Source organism: Microbulbifer variabilis ATCC 700307 (assembly GCF_000380565.1).
In the GTDB taxonomy this organism is placed as follows: domain Bacteria; phylum Pseudomonadota; class Gammaproteobacteria; order Pseudomonadales; family Cellvibrionaceae; genus Microbulbifer; species Microbulbifer variabilis.
This window is the reverse complement of sequence record NZ_AQYJ01000029.1, coordinates 832,314-853,280: the sequence shown is the minus strand read 5'-3', so window position 1 is coordinate 853,280 and position 20,967 is coordinate 832,314. Positions and strand designations below refer to the sequence as shown.

16 protein-coding genes are annotated in these 20,967 nt (G+C 46.6%); 10 read left to right on the top strand and 6 right to left on the bottom strand.

Annotated elements, in window-relative coordinates; translation table 11 throughout:
* Nucleotides 1-77 precede the first annotated feature (77 nt).
* The 3 genes from G367_RS0122555 to G367_RS0122545 all read right to left on the bottom strand — a co-directional run bounded on the left by G367_RS0122555 (nucleotide 78) and on the right by G367_RS0122545 (nucleotide 2,840).
* The gene (locus tag G367_RS0122555) at nucleotides 78-989 is read right to left on the bottom strand and encodes an SMP-30/gluconolactonase/LRE family protein (protein ID WP_020415444.1); all 912 of its coding nucleotides are present in this window, start codon (nucleotides 987-989) and stop codon (nucleotides 78-80) included.
* Between the two features lie 33 nt (nucleotides 990-1,022).
* Nucleotides 1,023-1,691: a pyroglutamyl-peptidase I gene (pcp, locus tag G367_RS0122550; protein ID WP_020415443.1), complete on the bottom strand. Its 669-nt coding sequence runs from the start codon at nucleotides 1,689-1,691 to the stop codon at nucleotides 1,023-1,025.
* Nucleotides 1,692-2,009: 318 nt separating this feature from the next.
* On the bottom strand, nucleotides 2,010-2,840 hold the full coding sequence (locus G367_RS0122545; RefSeq protein ID WP_020415442.1) for a TauD/TfdA dioxygenase family protein: 831 nt from the start codon (nucleotides 2,838-2,840) through the stop codon (nucleotides 2,010-2,012).
* 722 nt (nucleotides 2,841-3,562) lie between these two features.
* Between G367_RS0122545 and G367_RS0122535 the strand changes: the two genes are divergently transcribed.
* From G367_RS0122535 to G367_RS0122505, 6 genes are all read left to right on the top strand, one after another.
* The gene (locus tag G367_RS0122535) at nucleotides 3,563-4,777 is read left to right on the top strand and encodes a CaiB/BaiF CoA transferase family protein (protein WP_020415440.1); all 1,215 of its coding nucleotides are present in this window, start codon (nucleotides 3,563-3,565) and stop codon (nucleotides 4,775-4,777) included.
* Between the two features lie 252 nt (nucleotides 4,778-5,029).
* Nucleotides 5,030-5,443: a GNAT family N-acetyltransferase gene (locus tag G367_RS0122525; protein ID WP_020415438.1), complete on the top strand. Its 414-nt coding sequence runs from the start codon at nucleotides 5,030-5,032 to the stop codon at nucleotides 5,441-5,443.
* Between the two features lie 234 nt (nucleotides 5,444-5,677).
* Entirely contained in the window at nucleotides 5,678-6,700 is a 1,023-nt protein-coding gene (locus G367_RS0122520; RefSeq protein ID WP_020415437.1) for a methyltransferase, read from the top strand.
* Nucleotides 6,701-6,723: 23 nt separating this feature from the next.
* Nucleotides 6,724-7,890, top strand: a complete 1,167-nt coding sequence (locus G367_RS0122515) for an AMP-binding protein (RefSeq protein ID WP_020415436.1) — start codon at nucleotides 6,724-6,726, stop codon at nucleotides 7,888-7,890.
* A gap of 88 nt (nucleotides 7,891-7,978) precedes the next feature.
* On the top strand, nucleotides 7,979-8,545 hold the full coding sequence (locus tag G367_RS0122510; RefSeq protein WP_020415435.1) for a DUF1993 domain-containing protein: 567 nt from the start codon (nucleotides 7,979-7,981) through the stop codon (nucleotides 8,543-8,545).
* Nucleotides 8,546-8,674: 129 nt separating this feature from the next.
* Entirely contained in the window at nucleotides 8,675-9,664 is a 990-nt protein-coding gene (locus tag G367_RS0122505; protein WP_020415434.1) for an alpha/beta hydrolase, read from the top strand.
* An 83-nt stretch (nucleotides 9,665-9,747) separates the two neighbouring features.
* On the opposite strand, the gene G367_RS0122500 is transcribed toward G367_RS0122505, so the two are convergent.
* Complete coding sequence (locus G367_RS0122500) at nucleotides 9,748-10,305, bottom strand: hypothetical protein (RefSeq protein WP_020415433.1); 558 nt, start codon at nucleotides 10,303-10,305, stop codon at nucleotides 9,748-9,750.
* Nucleotides 10,306-10,738: 433 nt separating this feature from the next.
* Here G367_RS0122500 and G367_RS0122495 point away from each other — a divergent pair, with 433 nt between their 5' ends.
* From G367_RS0122495 to dbpA, 4 genes are all read left to right on the top strand, one after another.
* Complete coding sequence (locus G367_RS0122495; RefSeq protein WP_020415432.1) at nucleotides 10,739-11,140, top strand: hypothetical protein; 402 nt, start codon at nucleotides 10,739-10,741, stop codon at nucleotides 11,138-11,140.
* A 184-nt stretch (nucleotides 11,141-11,324) separates the two neighbouring features.
* Complete coding sequence (locus G367_RS24705; protein WP_020415430.1) at nucleotides 11,325-12,860, top strand: efflux RND transporter periplasmic adaptor subunit; 1,536 nt, start codon at nucleotides 11,325-11,327, stop codon at nucleotides 12,858-12,860.
* Entirely contained in the window at nucleotides 12,854-15,994 is a 3,141-nt protein-coding gene (locus G367_RS0122480) for an efflux RND transporter permease subunit (RefSeq protein WP_020415429.1), read from the top strand. The genes G367_RS24705 and G367_RS0122480 overlap by 7 nt, the downstream gene beginning before the upstream one ends.
* Before the next feature lie 252 nt (nucleotides 15,995-16,246).
* The gene (dbpA, locus tag G367_RS0122475) at nucleotides 16,247-17,635 is read left to right on the top strand and encodes an ATP-dependent RNA helicase DbpA (protein ID WP_020415428.1); all 1,389 of its coding nucleotides are present in this window, start codon (nucleotides 16,247-16,249) and stop codon (nucleotides 17,633-17,635) included.
* Between the two features lie 185 nt (nucleotides 17,636-17,820).
* Here dbpA and G367_RS25420 read toward each other — a convergent pair whose 3' ends face one another.
* Nucleotides 17,821-19,818, bottom strand: coding sequence for a lysozyme family protein (locus G367_RS25420; RefSeq protein ID WP_020415427.1), 1,998 nt, complete (start codon nucleotides 19,816-19,818; stop codon nucleotides 17,821-17,823).
* Between the two features lie 69 nt (nucleotides 19,819-19,887).
* Nucleotides 19,888-20,931: a T6SS phospholipase effector Tle1-like catalytic domain-containing protein gene (locus G367_RS0122465; protein WP_211214972.1), complete on the bottom strand. Its 1,044-nt coding sequence runs from the start codon at nucleotides 20,929-20,931 to the stop codon at nucleotides 19,888-19,890.
* Nucleotides 20,932-20,967: the final 36 nt, after the last annotated feature.

Below are 20,967 nucleotides of genomic sequence, written 5' to 3'. Positions count from 1 at the left end.
CCCACACCCACTCTTACTGGGTTTGGGTGCCCTAATCTTGGGGGATTATGCATCTAGAAAATTATTTGGTGGGCTTTTCAAGCTCCAAATTTTGGCTCCGGGAGCCCCTGAACACCAAGGCCATGAATAGCAAAAATACTACCTGGCTGCGGGTGGCGGGCCAGCTCCTCAGGAGTTACAAATGATTGCTGTGAAGTAACGTAGAGCGTTTCATAATTGTCGCCACCGAATGTGACACAGGTGGGACTCCGGATCGGTAGGTCAATCTCACGGTCAAGGCGGCCCTTAGGGTCAATCCTTAAAATCTTACCGCCAAGATTCAAAGCAAACCAATAGTACCCTTCAGCATCGACTGTTGCGCCATCTACAATCGCGGGCTTGCGATCTTCAACTGAAAAGAATGGCCTTCGATTGCTGATATGGCCCTCATCCATATCCAAGTCAAATACATAGACCATACCACCAATGGTATCGCCGAAGTACATACGAGTATCCTCCGGATCGAAGGCAATCCCATTGGAACATACAAAGGAAAAGTCCTTAGCAACCTTGCGCACGCTAAAATCAGGCTCAAGACAATATAAATGAGAGACTTTACCTTTCAATTGCGTATCCATACTACCGCACCAAAAACGCCCTCTTCGGTCAATTTTTCCATCATTTAACCGGTTTTGGGGTAAATTCGGTTCCGGATCAACAACTGTCTCAAACTCTCCTGTTTCGAGGTCAATGGTGCAAAACCCAGTATTGGCAGCACCAACTAACCCTCTTCCCTTACGGAAACCAAAGGACCCTACCTGCTCCGGCATTTCCCAGGTCTTTCTTTCACCAGTAGAGATGTTTAGCCGCCGAATCGATGGCCGCCGAGGCCCAGCCAAATCAACCGAAGGGCCGACATGATCCGCCCAGTAGATAGAAGTATCTTCTGCATGCCAGATGGGTGTTTCTCCCAATCCATCGTTACACTCCCAAAGGCATTCAATCTCCATTGTCAGAACCCTTCTTAATAGTTTCAGTAAATCTTAGACTTGAAATTTGGATGGAATAGGAACATCAATATCCTCAGTATGTAGCAATGCGGCCTCTATTCCAGCATGGACACCAAGTGCTGAGGTCTCTCTGGACATGCTGGGTGTACCAAGGTTTTCGGGCAAAGCTGCTACTTGAGGTAATTGCGGAAGGTGAATCCACCCTGCGCGTATATCCAACTGATTGCTGGCAATAAAGTGCAAAACGCCATACATCAAGTGATTACAGCAAAAAGTGGCGGCATTATCCGAAATATCTGTAGGCACTCCAGCTTCACGCATTGCCCTAACCATAGCTCTAAGAGGAAGATTACTACGATAGGCTACCGGTCCATTGGCAACCGTAGGTGCGCCCTGCATCTCTACGCCACGATTGTCCTTCAGGTTATATCGAGTAGAATCGTTAAAATTTTGAGCAATTCGCTCTACAGTAACCATCGATCGCCCACCATATTCACCCATCATGATCACTATTTGTGGACGGAGCTCATCTATAGCGCTAGTTACTACGTCAATACACTCAAAGAAGCTACTAGGAACCAGGATTCCAAATACATCTGAATTCCCAATACGGGTACCATCCAAAACACGCATTACCGACTCTGCAGGATTTATTGGCGTATGCCCGAATGGTTCAAAGCCGGTCACTAAAACCTTTTTCATGACAATACTCTTTGAGTAGTTTGAAATTGGCCTTCAGAAATGTGTTGTCTGATTCTATTTCTCAAGAATAGAAACTATTAAGGCCGCAGGCTTAAAAGAACGGCCTTGCTGATATGTTTGATTGGCACAATATGCCAATTAAGATGCTGTTTTGAACCATAGATCTTTAAAAAGACAGCAGAAGCGTTTTCAGGTAGACATGAACTGGGGCCCCATTAACTAAAGCCCTATCTGTAGGCTTATACCTGGGCATGTCGTCCAATGCCTGGCGACACGCGCCCTCACTGAAGGTGGGTGTATTTAACACCCACCTTCATATCACACCCCCTGTAATGCGCCACCAGCAAGTGTGATACGGTGCATCAGGCGGAACTGGCCTGGATAATCATTTTCCGCGGAATGCCAGGTAGAGCGGTTATCCCAGAATGCAATCGACCCAGGCTCCCAATTAAACCGACAGGTAAATCCATTGGTAAGCACATGGGCGAACAGGTAGTTAAGGAGTGGCCTGCTCTCCTCCGGGGTCCACCCCTCAAAGCAAAGGGTGAACCCTGGATTGACGTAGAGAATCTTGCGCCCAGTATCAGGGTGTTGTATCACTACCGGATGTATTGCCTCGCCCACATCATCAACGCCGCCAAGTTGCGAAGCAAGGTCTGTCGACTGGTAGTAACCGTCTTCACCATAAACATGCACATTAGAATGCACGGCTCTTAGTGTTTCCAGCGTCTTCTTAAGACCGTCGGACAAACTTTCATAAGCTTTTTGCAGATTAGCGAAGTGAGTATCGCCGCCGGTTTTGGGTAGCTCCCTGGCTACAAGGATGGAACCTAAGGCGGGTTTTTGATCATAAGAATGGTCTGTGTGCCAACCGCCGCCAATATTAGTCTCCTGATCTTTTTCCTTGCGTACTTCAGCAATGCCAGGGTATTCCTGTGTGTGTGTGAAAAACTTATTAATAACAATTTCACCCCAGCGGTGGGCGAAGGTTAGATGATCATCGGGGGAAAGGGACTGGTTACGAAAAAACAACACACCATGGTCGGCGAAGGCCCGGCGTAGATCACCAAGCTCGGCATCGGATAAATTGGCCAGCTGTACGCCTTCCACGAGTGCACCACAGCCTTTTGAATACTGGGAGATGTTCATGATAGGAATCGCTTTTTTTAGATGTCACCCGCATAATAAATTATTCAGCAAGATGATCAACCCGATATAATGAACTTCAGGCGTTCCTTAAAATAATATCAATTCATCTACAGATTCAATCATTAGCCTGTTTCAAATAGTTGCTTATGTTTTCTGACCCTTTAAGGTTGATATTAACGCCATCCTATGTACATATTTGACATATGACTACCAAGATTCCATTGTCATTTTCATCTAAATACGTGATCATTTTTGGTATAAACATTCAAATTTACAGAGTTAACCTATGATTTAGCATTGTATTTCGAGCAGTGTGAGCTTCCTATATTAAAAATTAAATAATAACTACTAAAATAAAAGCCAAAGAATAAAGATATTTACATAAATTAACAAAGTTTAAAGCTACTGAGATGAAGTGAGCAAAGACTTAAAGATTCATTTCTCCAGGATGCATATAGATACTGGCATAGGATTGGAAAAAGCTGCCCAATTCCAGCAGGTAAACTATTTTATTCAAACAAATTCTATCGAGTATCCTATTGTTATTGCTTGGGGTTTTACTCACTGATTGATAATGATGGTTGGACACAAGGTTGCAATTAGAGGGTCGTCCGTGCCTATCTATAAACACTGTGGTCTATAAGTAATCTAACGATACAAGTTACTTTTGCGAAAATCCGCAAAAGTGTGCCATTTACTGCCTGAGAGTTCAAATTTCCATCATGTTGCCGCTAAAAAATAAGCGCATTCTCTCCTTCGAAACCTGGGGAGCAGGTTCCTTCCATGGCACTCTGTTAGCCATGCTGGGCGCCGAAGTAATTAATATTGAGGATCCCAAACAAAGCGGGAACCCCTTAAGAAGAATGGGCACATTATTCCTTGATGAGAGTCAGGAAGATAATGAATCTGGCGAGTCTACTTTGCACAATAAGAAGAGCCTGGCCCTGGATATCAGGTCGGCAGAGGGGAAAAAGGTCTTTCTCAGTCTTGTTGAGAAATCAGATGCAGTAATCGATAACTTCCGCGGTTCCCTGCCGGAAGAATTAGGAGTTATTTATAGGAAGTTAAAAGTCGTCAACCAGAGAATCGTTTGTACACATCTTTCAGGGTATGGCCGGGACAATGAAAGGAAAAGTTGGCCTGGCTATGACTTCCTTATGCAGGCTGAAACAGGCTGGATGTCTGTAACCGGCGAGCCGGGATCAATACCTACCAAAGTTGGTGTATCTGTTGTTGATTTATTAGGCAGCGTGTATGCCGCCCTGTGTACAGTCTCAGGACTGCTGCGTACCGAAATTACAGGAAAAGGTGGCGACTTTGATACTAACTTGTTCGATGTTGCACTGAACTGCTTGTGCTATCAAGGCCTATGGTTTCTCAATGAGGGGATAGTTCCAGGAAAGCAGCCTCGCTCCGCACACGCATCACAAGCACCGTGCCAATTGGTAAAAACCGCCGATGGCTGGTTCTATGTAGCTTGTTTAACACAGAAGTTCTGGGAGATTCTGTGCCAAGAACTGGGGGATGATTCTCTTAAGCACGATGCACGTTTTCTAACCAACGAGAGTAGAATGAAGCACCGGGAGGAGCTAACGGCATCGCTTGACAATCATTTCCAGAAGAAAACAAATGCTAACTGGGCTGCCCAGATGGAAGGTAAGGTTCCCTGCGCACCCGTTTATGATATTGCACAAGCCCTGGACAACCCCTACGTCCGCAACAACGATAAAACTCTCTCCGTTCCCTACTCCCGTAGTACAGATCGCAAAAGTATTGAGTTCCTCTGTGCGCCTTTTTCTATACCGGGTACGCCCTCGGTGGAATTCCAGACAGCACCTCTTTATGGTGAGAATACACGAGACATTTTAATTGAAGCTGGAATAACAGAGAAAGAAATCAACAATCTCCAAAAAGCTGGAGTTATCTTTTGCCAATAAAGTAAATTCACAACAACATCGAATCTATATCAACTTGACCACTTTTACAATTAGGAGACCTGTTCCGCATATCCTTGATTACCTTAAGCACAGTTCATGTAAAAATTATTTTAAATGGTTGGCTATTTCAGGCAGTATTCCTTTCAGGTGCAGTCAAAATCAAGATTGATTTTTTAGAGCAAACTTTATTAAATACGGAAAAGATTAACTAAAATTTTTTCAACTTATACTCTGACCCGGAAGGCAATCACAATGGATATAGAAGTACTTGAAAACCCAGCACAAGAATTAATCGACTTTCTGGATAAAAAACTTGATGAATTCAACTGGAGAAACTGGGAAGTTAAAGAAAGGCTTCCCCTTGCTGTTCAGATTAGAAATGCCTCTGGTGAAGTGATAGCCGGAGCAGCCGCAAGGTCATTCGGTGATTGGCTATTACTAGACACTTTGTGGGTATCTGAAGAGCTAAGGGGGCAAAATATTGGTAGCCAACTATTGAGCAAAATTGAGATATCCGGTAAACAACGTGGTTGTAAAAAATGCTTACTAGATACTTTGAACTTCCAGGCCATGCCATTCTATAAAAATCAGGGCTATGAAGTTAAGTGGGTTCAAGAGGGATACCCTAAAGAAGGATGTAAGTACTTTATGGTCAAGGAGCTGTAGTCTGAGCAAATAAAGAGGGCTGGCATAGTGCCATCCCAGATTCACTCAAACTTGAACACAAGGATAAGTATCAAGGAGCGGTCGCCCTATTGACTGTCATTGACGGAAAATTAATCAAATGATCCCTATCTTCAGATGGAGACATCTAATTGAGATAACTTCACTGAAAGTTTCAGCTGTTTAGGCTAATTTATCTTGTGAATTTGGGCACCTACTGACAAAAAGGATAGCCTGATGCAAATTAAAGCGCCTACAACATCAGATGCCCCAATGTGGGACCTCTTAATGGGTAATTACACCTTTGCCTGCCTGATGGTCTCAGCTCAGCTTGATATAACTGGGCTTATTGACGGTGGCTTTGATACCTGCGAGAAGCTGAGCAACAAACTGCAATTAAGCCGTAAAGGAATCTACCTGTTTATCTTGCTGCTTCAACACTTAGGGTATATCAATGTTACACGCAATCAATTAAAAAATACGGAACTCGCCAAGCAGTATCTGGATAGGAATAGCCAGTACTACTGGGGAGAAGTTCTCCTGGATCCGTTCAATATTTATAATGTAAACCATCTTAATAAAAAGATTCTCACCAGCCTGAAACATGAATACGAGCTTGAATGCAGGGGTCGCTCTGTAACAGATATGTGGCGACATGATGAAATGGATGGTGATTCAGCGGCGGCTTTCACCCACCTGATGCACGCACAAGGTTTTGCCTCAGCTGTTTCAGCGGTTCAGAATGGTGCCTTTAGCAATATTCAAACCTTACTCGATGCTGGTGCTGGGTCAGGCACTATCGCATTGGCATTTTGTGATGCATATCCGGAACGCAATGCTCTTCTTTTTGATCTTGCTCCTGTCTGTATGACAGCCAAAGAATATGTAGACAAGTTTGCTAAGAAGAAGCAGATAAGCATAGTAGAGGGAGATTTCTTCAAGCAAGATTGGCCAACTGGTTGCGATGGGGTCTGTTTTAGCAATGTGCTGCACGATTGGAAACCAGACACCAGCATAGAGCTATTGAGTAAGGCTTACGCGGCCTTGCCAAAAGGCGGTAGTGTCCTTATTCATGACATGCTCTTTAATATAACCAAACTTACTCCAGTTTTATTTAGTTTTCATCTTTTCATGAATCATGGAGCGCAACTCTTCTCTTTAGAGGAACTATTCCAGTTACTTAATCAAGCAGGATTTGAGAACCCTCAATGTCATAAAGCACTTGGGTATTTTGCCGTAGTCTCAGCTATAAGGCCGTAACTTAAACAATGGGAGAGATTCTAATGTCCATTGGGCATTTAGACTGGCAAGAAGTCTTATCACAGGCTCAAAAACTTTCCCGGCTTGGCGCTTTGACTGTGCCTGATTCCGCCTCAAAAATTGAAGACCTTCACATCAGCGGCCCCGAAGAAATTCTCCAGGTATCAAAAGCGAATGCAATTACGGCCGGCGCAATCTTGATGTCTAGTGGAGGTACGACCGGAAAACCCAAACTTACTTACACTCCCTATCACCAAGCTACTGCGAGACTCCTAAGGGAATGGAGACCTCTTGGGCCAGACAGCGTAGTACTAAACCTCTTCAATCCCGGCCGCTTGTGGGGAGCCCACTATTTTATCCAGACCCTTGCCGAGAAAAGCCAGTCAGTAAGCGCACCCACGGGCCCATTTATCCCATCGGAACTCACAGCCTGGTTAGAAGTATTACAAGATGTTGGCGTAAATACACTAGCTGGCGCACCTACAGGCCTCGCCGACTTCGCCCAGGGGCTAAAAAACTCAGGCGGTAATCTCCCTATCCATACGATCATTTGGATGGCTGAACCCTGGACGAAAGCCAAATACGATACTGTACAAAGCGTGTTTCCAAACGCTGGCTTCTGGTGTGATTACGGCTCCGTGGAAACCAATAGTATTGCAATAAACACGCCAAAATGTGACTTGGAAAAGTATCATTTGCTTGAAGGACAGCTCATTGAGCCGAGCGAGCATGGTGCATTACTCACCCGGATAGGTAACGACTGGACGGTGCCATTAATACGCTATCGCTTAGGAGATTTAATACAGCAAACCACTTGTCGGTGTGGCCGCCCAAGAGCGTTACTGGTTGAGGGGCGTGCAGACGATGATGTGAGCCTATGTAGTGCACTATTAAGTGTTGGGCAAATACTTGATATCGCTACAAGGGAGCATGACGTGGAGGAGGCCCAGCTGGTTCTCACCCAAAATGGGGAAACACGTAAATCTGCAAGCGAGCTTACATTGATATTTACCGGCAGCGCCGATCCCGAAGTGATTCGTAATCGAGTGTTGACAAGGATTCACAACCTGGCATCGGTTGCACAGCAATACCCTGGAGCCTTTATCGTAAAGCAAGTTGAAAGGCTGAGGAGAGTCAAAAGGACTAACAAAGTGCCTCCCATCGTTCATATAAGTGATAGCAATAAATAGACCTCTCTGGTTTTAGTGCTCAATGTAGGGGGGTGAGTGCTGTGTTTAATTGATAAGGAGCTACCCTTAATGTAAAAGGAAAATGACCATGTCACTATCAAGCCTCCTTATACCCACATATATACAAATGTTACAGGCTTTATCGAGCTGGCTGGATAAGGCCTGTAAGCAGCTCCCTGAAAAAGAGGCTCAAGAGTTGCTGTCTGCCAGACTCACACCGGATATGTACCCTCTTTCATCCCAAATACGCTTTGCGTGCCTGCAAGCTCAAGAGGCCCAATTTCGCTTGAGAAGAGAGCTTTTTCCCGACCATTTAGACCACTTAGCACGCGAAGGTCAGAACGCAGGGGCTCAACCAGGTTCTATTTCAGAAGCTTGCACGCGAATCAACGAAGCACTAACAGTTCTGCGCAGTCTTGAACCCGGTGCGCTTGATATGTGTACTGATCAAATGATCGAATTAGAGCTTCCAAATGGAATGACTTTCGATATGACAGGCGAGCAATATGCGAGAGATTGGGCCCTTCCCCAATTCTATTTTCATCTTAATACAGCATATGCCATTTTAAGGGCGCAGAAGATTGATCTTGGAAAAGCGGACTATGTCCAGCATGCATTTACTTATCTTAGGATCTACCATCCTGAACACGATTAATATACAACTATTCAAGCATTTATCAGAAACTCCTGTATACCTCACACTTTTTCACAAAAGAATTGCTTAACTTACAGACCAAAATTAAACATCCAAATCGTCAATAGGAAAATATAAAATAGTATAACAATGAAATTTAGAATTAATTTAAATATACTATTCGCCGCCATCATATTATGCCCGGCCCTTATTGCCTGCTCTCAGAGAATTGCCAGCCTTATAGAAAACTCAGAGAGCTTTCCTTTTACTGAAATAATCACCACAGAGAAAATTGAAAATTTAGGTTTCAATAAGGAGAGGTATTGCCCAGCAAAAAAAGATGTTTGCATCAGCTATTATTATGGACCACCTTTAAACAAACAAAAACTTCAATACTCTGTCAAGTTTGAGGCAGATGGCAATGAAAGTATTGTAAACCTTAATTTAAATAGGGATTCTTTAGAAAAGACATTTTCTGGCACTGTATTTTTATTACATGGGTTTCGTGCTTCCAAAGAGTTCATGCTGAATTCAGCACTATATTTTCGCTTTCTTGGATTCCAGGTTGTTGTCCCAGATCTTCTCGGCCATGGTGACTCAAGTGGTAACAAAAAATATGGAGTTGATGATAGTAAGTATATTAACTCCCTTTTCGATAAACTGATCGAAGAAGGAGTAATCAAGGATGAAGATATATATATTGTCGGGAGTTCAATGGGTGCATTAACAGCTGCATACATCTCTAATATGAGAGTAGATATCAGTGGGGCTATTTTATTAGCGCCCATGCTCCAATTTGATCAAGCCTTATATAATTACGCGAGGGTTAGTCACCCATTGCTTAGCAGAATTATCCCAGAGAAAGACATTCGTAAAAGTGCTACCTTAGCTCTGAAAAAATCGAATATTGACCTGGATCAAACAAACATATTACCTCTTATAAAGTCCTCAAAGGTCCCTGTGCTTTTAATATCCTCAGATTCAGATCGTATTTCTCCTTACAGCAACTATAAGGGCCTAAATAAAAAAAATCTCGAGTTAATCCAAGTTCACAATAGGAATCACTTGAGTATGACTACAATAGGACAGAACGAGCATAATGCAGTTATCAAGTGGCTCAATACAAATAGCGCATATTAACTTTAGGGCCAGCATACTTTCTAAAGTCATTGAATCAACAATTGCCCCATTGAAATTTTTATCGGGAGCATAAGAATTGTACTTTAATGCAATGGATATTGGATCTCCTTAGCCATACCCCACATTTTGTAGTCTGTCGGCATTTTGGAAAGATAATTCAGTGTGCGGTAGATAAGGCTTTTTTCCATCTGATCTACTCCCAAAGATTTGCTCCACCCTTCCGCCGCCAGCCGGTAACTCATAACGATCAAGAGGAACTTTTGTTCGTTGGATAGGCCACTACCATGTCCGTTTATGAGTAAGTGCATTGATACAAGATCATAATCGAGGTCAAATTTGGATTCATTAACTTGAATATTGATTTGCGCAGAGCGCCCAGACACAGAAGTTCCGCGAGCCACTATCTGCATATTATCAAGATAAAAGGATACATAGGCATTGTTGGCTTCGGAGTTGTTTACATATCGCCCTCGTAGGGCCAATTCCCTGATCTGCCTTCTGGATATTTCACCCCTCAACCAAAGATCAGTCATTTTCGCGATTGGACTGTAGTTTTGTGGTTCGGTCACAAAGTCTTCAGATAGGGCGGGCAGTGAAAAGAGAAATGCGACAAGACAAGTTAAGATCCATCTTCCAGCCATTGTTACTACCACAAAATCAAGGCCTTGCCACATGATCAATAAGCGAGTTATCAATCATAGGTAAGTATAATCAAGAATGAAAAACCCAAGTGTCTCAATGCGGGAAGCTAGAAGCCCTGACCGGCGTTTGAAGAGTACCTAATTTTTCGCACTGCAAATCCTTTTTCCTTCATATCGTTTTGAGATTGGCTTTAACCAGTCGATATCGGCTCCTTGGGCTTTTTACAGCCCAATCGAAAGCAGTCTAAGAGGGACCTCTACAAAATTGACGAGAGTCATTACAGCTCCTTGAGCCCTCGGCAGAACCATTTACCCTAACGGGATGCGCACTACCGTTTCCTTTACTTAGTGTCATAGGCCCTAGAGTTACAAAATGGGCTCGATTATCTCGCCTTTGTCGAACAGACTGTCCTTGTTGTATGATTTATAGGTAATGAAGAGCTACCCATCCACATTCCGCGCCAAGCTAGTTGCAATGGCGGCCCTGCTCCTGCTGATGTTCCAGGTGCAGACCGTGCTCGCTTGCGAAATGATGGATAGCCCGGAGCCGGCAGCAGAATGCTGTTGTGACCACTTGGCCAAAGGCTCTCAATCAGATGAAGATTGCTGCGAGTATGATGCCCAGGTCTCCCTCAAGACCTCATTAGATGACCATGAAGTCGCTCTCACAGCCGCCTTCCTGCACCTTGAGTTACCCCAGTTAGCACCTCCGCCATCCTATCGGTGGCCCCAGATTTTGGCTCCGCCAGCGGAATCACCTGACTTCGAACCCCTTTCTTCTCATGCCTCTCCAGGTAATCGTACCTGGCTTGAAACTCTGCGCTTGCGTATCTGATCACTCCCTCTCTCTGATGTGCGGAATATCCCGCAGCCTCATTGTTGCTGACGGGCTTCAGAAAGATTGTTCCAGGAGTGAACCCTTTGATTTCCCAACAAGCCATTGCTACCCCCAGTAGCAAAGAAATGGTCGGTGCCTTTGGCGCCCAAATACTCATCACTTCCTTTTCTGGAGGTGTGTTATGAGCCGCTCAAAAATGCTGGGCTTAGTTGCTTTCGCTGTATTTCTGGCGGTCGGTACCGCTTTCTATTGGAAGAAAACAGCCGGATTGGTTGTATCCGACAGTGTGGAGTTTATTCCTGCTGGCCCTTTCCGGATTGCGGTATCCGTGGACCCACTGCAGCCTCGCGCTGGCAAGAACCAGATTCGTATTGAAGTGAGAGATATGGAAAACCGGCCAGTTGCAGGCGCCGAAGTCCGCGCAGTGGCTGAGATGCCTGCCATGGGTGCCATGCCGGCAATGCGTGCTCAAGCCGAAGTCTATGAAACCAGCCCCGGGGTATTCTCAGGGGAGATAGAGCTTGCCATGGTAGGCTCTTGGCCCATGGTGGTTGATGTGGCAACTGGCCACGATCGCCATGTAGACCTGGCCTTTGACATGAGCACCAACCGCAAAGGCTTGCGCTTAAAGTCAGCACCGGAAGCCTCCGATACTGCTTACTACACATGTGCCATGCATCCTTCTGTCCGCGCTGCAGAGCCCGGTACCTGCCCCATCTGCGGTATGGACCTGCAGCCAGTTAGCCACGATGAACTCGAAAGTGGCAGCATCGTGGTAGATAGGGGTCGGCGCCAAGCTATTGGCATCAAAACCGGTATCGTCGAACGACAGCCTTTCGCCCTACCCATCCACCTGCACGGCCAGGTGACCTATGACGAAACCCGTTTGCGGGATATCAGCCTGCGCTTCGACGGCTGGATTGGTGAGTTGGATGCGGATTTTGAAGGCAAGCAGGTTGAGCGTGGCGAAGTACTGTTCTCTGTTTACAGCCCGGAGCTACTTGCCGTCCAGGATGAATATCTGAAAGCGCGCCGCCGTGGCGATGCCTTGGAGAAAGCGGCGCGAAGGCGCCTGCTTCTGTGGGGACTATCAGAAGAGCAAATCGACTGGCTGGTTGAACAGCAAAAAGCTCAGGACTATATCCCGATCTTTGCACCTGCCGGTGGTGTCATTATTGAGAGGAACATCGTTGCGGGTTCTGCATTCAAAAAGGGGGACAACCTCCTTCGTATTGCCGACCTCAGCCAGGTTTGGATCGAAGCCCACGCCTACGAAGATCAACTGCCGCTGATAGAAAAAGGGATGCCGGCCAAGGTGCGTCTAACCAACGTCTACCATGAAGAAATCCCAGCCACTCTCACCCAGATTGACCCTTTCCTGAATCACAGCAACCGCAGTGCACGGTTACGTGTGACCCTGCCCAATACCAACGGTGAACTTCGGCCAGGGCTGTTTGCGGACATCATGTTGAGTGCCGAGCTGGGAAATCTCCTGGTGGTACCCAGGGATTCAGTGCTGATTTCCGGTAAGAAGCGTATCGTCTTTCGGGACCTGGGCCAGGGCCGTCTGGAGCCCGTACAGGTACGCACTGGTTACGGTGACAGCGAACGCATTGTGATTCGTTCTGGCCTCCAGGCTGGGGATAAAATTGTCACCTCTGGAGTATTCCTGATCGCGGCAGAAAGCCGCCTCAAATCAGGGGTACAACAATGGTAAATTCCGAACCCAAAGGGCTGATTGCCCGAATTATTGGGGCCTGTGCCGGTAAGCCCGGGATCACTCTGATGCTTGTTGCTATCGCCGCCCTGGCCGGATATCGAGCGCTAACCAGTGTCCCCCTGGATGCTATTCCGGACCTGTCCGACGCCCAGGTGATTGTGATGACAGACTGGCCAGGTCGCAGCCCGGATCTGGTGGAGGATCAAATCACCTACCCGCTTTCCACCGCAATGCTGGGGCTGCCCAAAGTCAAATATGTGCGGGGCCAGAGCTTTTTTGGTCTCAGCTTTGTCTACGCCATCTTTGAAGACGGCACCGATATTTACTGGGCCCGTTCACGGGTTCTGGAGTATCTCAACCAGGTAGCCGACCAACTCCCAGAAGATGTTCAGCCTACTCTAGGCCCCGATGCCACTGGAGTCGGCTGGGTGTTCCAGTACGCACTGGTTGATCGAAGCGGTAACAACGACCTGCAAGAGCTGCGCGCGCTGCAGGATTTCAAATTGCGCTATTGGCTCACTTCTGTCGAGGGCGTTGCCGAGGTCGCCTCCATTGGCGGCTACGAAAAGGAGTACCAGGTCCAAATCGACCCCCATCGCTTGCAGATGTTCAAGGTCCCACTTGGCAAAGTGGTCGAGGCTATTCGCCGCAGTAACAACGATACCGGAGGGCGGGTACTGGAGATCGCAGGCCACGAACACATGGTGCGAGGGCGCGGCTATATCCGCAGCATCGATGATCTCAAAGAGGTAGTGATCGGGGTCAATGCGGCAAAGATTCCGGTAACCTTGGATCAGGTAGCGGATATTACCCTGGGGCCCGCAATGCAGCGCGGCATTGCCGAACTGGACGGCGAGGGCCAGACCGTAGGTGCCATCGTAGTGATGCGCTACGGTGAAAATGCCCTAAAGGTTATTGAGAGAGTTAAAGAGCGTATCGAGCAAATCCGTGCAGGCCTACCAGAAGGCGTTGAGCTGGTAGTGACCTACGATCGCTCACAATTGATTAATAGCGCGATCGACAATCTCAAAAACACCTTGATTGAAGAGATGCTAGTGGTCGCCGCCGTGATCGCTATTTTCCTGCTCCACGCCCGCTCCGCATTGGTAGCTGTAATCACTCTACCGATTGCTGTTTTACTGGCCTTTATTCCACTGTCCCTACAAGGGCTTACCGCCAACATTATGTCTCTGGGAGGTATTGCCGTAGCCATCGGTGCCATGGTGGATGCGGCAGTGGTAATGGTGGATAACATCCACAAAAAGCTGGCAACCGATGGCGATAAGGAGTTGTCTCCGGGCGAGAAAAGAACGCTAATCGTTCGGGCAATGCAGGAAGTCGGACCGAGTATTTTCTTCTCCCTGATTATTATTACGGTTTCTTTCCTGCCGGTATTCGCACTGGAAGCTACCGAGGGCCGATTATTCAAACCCCTCGCCTATACCAAAACCTACAGCATGGCTTTCGCCGCCCTATTGGCAATCACCTTGATTCCAGCCCTCGCTGTACTGCTAATGCGCGGGAAAATTCGCACCAGGGAAAACCCAATTTCCCGCGCCTTAGTTCATACACTGCAGCCAGTGATTCACTTCTGCGTACGGCAACGCAAAGTTGTAGCCACTCTCGCAGTATTAGCTCTGGTTTCCGTGACCTACCCCATCAGCAAGTTGAGCGGTGAATTTATGCCACCGCTCAATGAAGGCAGTATCCTGTATATGCCTACCGCGCTACCCGGAATGTCCGTTACCGAAGCGGGAAAAGTTTTGCAGCAAATGGATGAAGAACTGAAAACCTTTCCGGAAGTCGAGCGTGTCTTTGGCAAAATTGGCCGCTCCAATAGTGCTACTGACTCTGCACCACTATCCATGGTGGAGACAGTGATTACCCTAAAACCCAAGAATGAATGGCGCCCCGGTATGACCTGGGACCAGCTGCTGGCGGAAATGGATGAAAAGCTGCGCTACCCCGGTATGCCCAATATTTGGTGGATGCCAATCCAAACCCGTACTGAAATGCTCGCCACAGGGATTCGCAGCCAGCTGGGGATTAAAGTCTTTGGAGATAACCTGGAGGAAATTGAGCAGACTGCTTTGGCCATCGAAGAGGCTTTGCGCAGCGACCAGCGCACCGCAGAACAAACCCGAAGCGTCTTCGCCGAGCGTCTAACCGGCGGTTACTTCCTGGACTTTGATATCGATCGCGCACGGGCTTCCCGCCACGGCTTGAATGTACAGGATATCGAAGATGTGATCGCCGCAGCAGCGGGCGGCCTGGCCGCAACCCAGACCATCGAAGGCCGCGAACGTTACGATGTATTAGTGCGCTATGCCCGCGACTACCGGGATACTCCTGAACAGCTGGAACAAATCCTGGTCCCCGCCTCTGATGGTTCCCAAGTGCCCCTGAACCAGCTGGCTGATCTGGACTTCCGCACCGGCCCGCCCATGATCCGCAATGAGGATGGGCAGTTGGTGGGCTTGGTATTTGTCGACCTGAAAAGCGATATCGGCGTTGCAGATTATGTCAATCGCGCAAAGCAGGTTGTCGCCGACCAGGTTAATCTGATTCCCGGGCAACGTATCGCCTGGGCCGGCCAATACCAATACCTGGAGCGCGCCAAGTCCCGCCTGCAATGGTTGTTACCCCTGACTTTGTTGGCTGTATGCTTCCTTTTATACCTGCATCGCGGCCGGCTGTCCGACACCCTGTTTGTGCTCACCGCCATGCCAATGGCACTGATCGGCGCCTTCTGGCTGCTGTACCTGCTCGACTACAAACTGAGCGTTGCTGTATGGGTCGGCATGATTGCCATGGCTGGTCTCGCCGCTGAGATGGGGTTATTAATGCTGCACTACTTATCTGCCGCCGGAAATAACTCTGAGCGCGGCAATACTGCGACTGTTGCCCAAGCAGCAGCCGGACGTATTCGCCCGATGCTAATGACCAGCCTGACACTGTTAATTTCATTGATACCAGTGATGATTTCCGATGGCACCGGCGCAGACGTTATGAAACGGATTGCAGCGCCCATGGTGGGCGGCACCATAACCACACTGCTATTTGTGCTGTTAGTAATGCCCGGAGTGTTCTACCAATGGAAGGCTCGCGAAGGTAAGCAAAGCCGACGCTAGTAAATTGGGGGACCGGATTTATGCGGTGCCCCAAAACTCCTCTCGTAGGAAGGTAATCTGGATGTGAGTTCCTTAGGCTGGAAAAAGGTGATTCATAGGTTTCCCCGGGGTTAACTGTTAAAATTCCTTACAAAATTTGTATTGCCCAGACTGTAAAATTGCAGCGACAACAAATGCTAAGAAAGTGAAATTCACTTTACTGGCTGCTTGTGTAATGCGCCTATTTGACATTTAACGACTCCAGGATTTACCTTGACCACACCTTTTTCCGACCTCCCCCTAAACCCCGCCCTGCTGAAAAACCTGGCGTCACTCAACTACAAATCCATGACCGAGGTTCAGGCCAAGACGCTCCCGATCATGCTGGATGGCAAAGATGTTATCGCCCAGGCAAAAACCGGTTCCGGAAAAACTGCTGCTTTCGGTTTGGGGGTGCTGCAACGGCTCAATGTCGGCCGGTTTCGGGTTCAATCGCTGATCCTGTGTCCGACACGTGAGCTGGCAGACCAGGTTGCCCATGAACTGCGCCGACTGGCGAGGGCAATTCACAACATTAAGATTCTCACTCTCTGCGGCGGCATGCCTTTCGGCCCACAGATTGGCTCCCTCACACATGGTGCCCATATCATCGTTGGTACTCCGGGGCGTATCGAAGAGCACTTGCGCAAGGGAACACTCTCCTTAGAGCATGTCGATACGCTGGTCTTTGACGAGGCTGACCGGATGCTCGATATGGGATTTCAGGAAGTTATCGATACTATTCTGGCGCAGGTGCCTACTGGACGGCAGTCGTTACTATTCAGCGCCACCTATCCCGATGAAATCGAACGGCTCAGCGCGCGTGTGATGCAAAAACCAGTGATGGTTAAAGTTGATTCTGCGCACAGTGATGAGGTAATCGAGCAACGTTTTTACCGAACTGAGAGTTTCGACGATCGGCTGGAGATGACCCGCCGTATTCTACTGAATGATCGGCCAATCAATACTCTGGTTTTCTGTAATACCAAACGTGAAACCGATGAGGTGGCCGATAACCTGAAACAGGCAGGTTTTAATGTCCTTGCCCTCCATGGTGATATGGAACAGCGCCAACGTAACGAAACGCTGATTCGTTTCGCCAATGGCAGCGCCTCAATCCTAGTAGCTACCGATGTGGCGGCACGCGGCCTGGATATCGACAAGCTGGATGCCGTTATCAACTTTCATATCGCCAAAGATCCGGAAGTGCACACCCACCGCATCGGACGAACCGGCCGTGCCGGTGAGCGCGGTTGCGCTTACTCCTTTTTTGCGGAGAAGGAGGGCCACAAACTGCTACGCATGGATCTGACACAGGATCCGCTATCCGACCCAGATACACCACCACCAGCCAGCATATTGAGTGAACCTCCTTTCCAGGCACCGATGGCTACCCTGCAGATCGATGGCGGCAAGAAACAGAAAGTTCGCCCCGGCGATATCCTGGGTGCGCTGACCGGCGGCGATCGTCCGATAAATGGAAAAGATGTTGGCAAGATAAACGTGCTGGATCAGACGGCTTATATTGCGATTAAACGCAATGTGGCAACACAAGCACTAAAGAAAATTGAAAACGGAAAGCTGAAGGGGCGTAAATTCCGGGTGCGGCGTATTCGAGGATAATTCATTTAATATAATTGAATGAGGTACTATCTAACTATTGTACCTGCTCTCCAATTGTACCTACTCTCCAAAAGCTGAGTGTGTCTGTTTGAGTAGAGATGATTGCAGTGGAGGGTCACTCGCAATAAAGGTGGCCCTACCTGGGCCACTAATGATAAAAATAATCACAAGAGTGTTTTGATCAATTAAGAGTAACTTTGATGAAAAACTTTATCACCTGGTAGTATCGCTGTCATAAACTTATAACTGTTTCTTGACAGATAGCGTGCATCCTCTTTTATAAGGCTCATAAACTCCTTATGACCATCTCGAGTGCGACCGACTAAGCAACCCGCACTTGAGGTACCTAAATCATGTTTAGGTAAATCATAACCCCAGTGTTGATTGATTCCAAAGTTACCAGTATAGATTCTATCGTTTGTTCGTTTAAAATCTTTATTAAGATCACGATAAACAGGTACTGGCCTTTCTTGAACTAATGCCTCATGCTGTGATGGCCTGTACTTTCTCGGATGCTTGCCAATCATCCAGGACTTATATTGACCAAAAGCAATCCGTGCTGCACCACGAGGATCCATCAGTTTCTTAATTGTCCAATGTACGCCTGGTTCAGTGGTCCCTTCCCAGCTAGTTACTTTTGGCTCACCATCACCATTAACAGTAAAAACAATACGTAGATCATTAAACTCGTTCGGTCTATCATCGTTCAGTGACCCGTCAGGATTTACACCTTCAAGATAAACTATATTGGTACAATCTGGATGACGACAAATCCAATATCCTTTGTCATTCATATAGGAAATAACATTATCAAACCAGCCATTAGTCGGCTTTATATCCGGAAGTGGATTTTTAGGATTGACCAACATTTTAGCTATTTCAGGTGTAAAGCCTTCATGGAGAGAAAGTAGGTTATCTTGGCAAAACTCATCTAAAGCCCAGCCTGATACGCTTCCCCACAACCCATCTGCTGGTGGGTCAAGATAACCTAAATCAGAAAGTGCTTCTTGTATTTCTTGTGCCAGACCCCTGTCTCCTCCTAGAGAATACATAGGGACAGCTGAACCTCTAAACTTCTCTAGTCTCCTATTAGAGGCTGAAGCAATAAATGGGCCTCCAGTGCCAGTAGAAGCCCTAAACTTTTCTGGCTGAATCTTTTTATCCATATAATCATTCAGCCAATTCCGATATGCAAGGGCTACGTTCCCTCTCGCCTTTCTAACAAGATCCGCAGCTCTGCGTCTACCAACTTGGGCATTAAATTTTCTAATCGAAGAACTATTATCTTGCATAAGAAATTTAAGGGCTCCAGTTGGACCCTCATGATGAGCTAAATACATCAGACGGGCCTTCTCATCATCGCTGAGAGTTTGAGGAGTTAGCCCTTTCCTATCCAAGGCTTTAAGGTTTGATAGTCCATACTCAGCTGCAGAAACAATTGAAAGCTCTGGATCAAATCGTAATTTCAATAAAGGATTTCTTTTGCCAGAAGCTACAGCATTAAGGGTTGTTATATACCCCTTATCTTTTCCAACTTTATTTAATAAAGTCCCTTCTTTCCTTGCATGCTCTATCCAAGTTGAAGAGAGGAATTGTGTAAGGCCTGCGGCATTGCTACGAGGATTAAACGCGTTACGGTTCCACTGACCTATATTCGAACCCTTTGTTATCTTGGTAGCCTCAGCATCAACAAGTGCAGCGAGAGATGACGCATCAATCCCAGTAATTTCTTGTGCTTTGATTAAATACCTTCGATATACTTCGTTAACTCCTAAGCTCAAATCTTCAATAATATTCAGCCCATCATCCTCTGACAGCTCTAATATTTTCTCAGTAGAATCAATCCATCCAGTATAATGCTTAGCACCAGCCGAAACCTGAATTTTTTGCCAGTTCGCTCGGGTTATATTCACTTCGATTGAACCTGTCACGACTTCAAATTTTTCGGAAAAAGGTTCTGGATATAATTTAACCGTTTTCCCAACAATTTCTTCGATACTACTTGCCAATATCCAACCAACCTGTATGGAACCATCAGCTTGAGAGGCTTCAACCCTTACCCAACCATTCAGCGGCTTCTGCGAAATTATTCTTTCACCTGGAGAAATAGTGCCAACTGAGGTGGATTCAGGATCAGGGTCTGGGAGCAATTTAACTAATTCACGAACAGTGTATAGGCTCATAATAAACTCGACTATTCATAGGTCATGCTGGGATAATTTTTTCATTCGAACTCAGACTAAATTTTGCATCTAAGGTGGAGACTGTCCAACTCTGGTTAACGTGGGAGGGCGATATTCAGGAACAGATTCCCAGCGTCGCCACACTGAAGGATCTACAGTTACATTAATAGCTTTGAGACCCTTTTTATTTCTAGAAAATTCTCGATGGAACCGGCCGTCCCCACCTAAATAAGTTCGCTTAACAAGTGCGTAGGCTCCTTTTAGGAAGTTCTGATATGAATCTTTTGGAGGTGTTCTCCATGCATCTTCACTTACCTGATACGGATTCAATTGAAGGCCAGCTTTCATGGCCTTTTGTTGCATCCAATAAAGCGGGATTTCCGACAAAGAGTCATAGACATAACCTCCGCCGACATTTGCATGAGCACCAATAAACCATCGTTGCTCCACCTCAGTTTGCCTTTCCTTTTTCTTACCCGATTCACCACTCCATAGCGACGTATCATATGTAGACCGATGTTCATCTAAGGCAACAGCGTGATAAGCATATTTTATATTTCCAGACAACTCCGTATCGTGCCAAGCGTATTTACCACTCTCAGACAAAGCAGAAAAACCAGGCACTCCTAACGCGCCTACTGTATCCCAAACCCCAAGGAAATAGATATCGACTTCATGACTAAACTTATTTCTAAATCTCTTACTCTCTTCATGATCTGGATGGTATCGTTTGTCCCTATAAAATTTCTCTGCATGAACAATCAACTGAGGTGCAGAATTATGCAAAAGTCCACATTTTCGTATCATACCAGCCAAGCTTCTTGCCGTATAAGCTCCTCTGCTAAAGCCAAAAATCCATATTTCATCTCCTTCCGTGAAATTCTTTATTAGCCATTCATACCCTTGAATTAAATTCTCGCTCAACCCCCAGCCAGTTACGCCTCCCAATAAACGGGAAAAGGTGGAAGTGCCTACTCCAGGATCATAAAAACACAACTGACGTCTTTCATTATCAAAGTCATGAATACTTTTCAATATTCGGAAAACGTTTGTCTCATCAACAGGATCATTCCAAGTACCATCGAATAGAAGTATGAGTCGTTTTGTAGTCAATTTTTTAATCCTGGCTCTTGATGACACATCTATGGA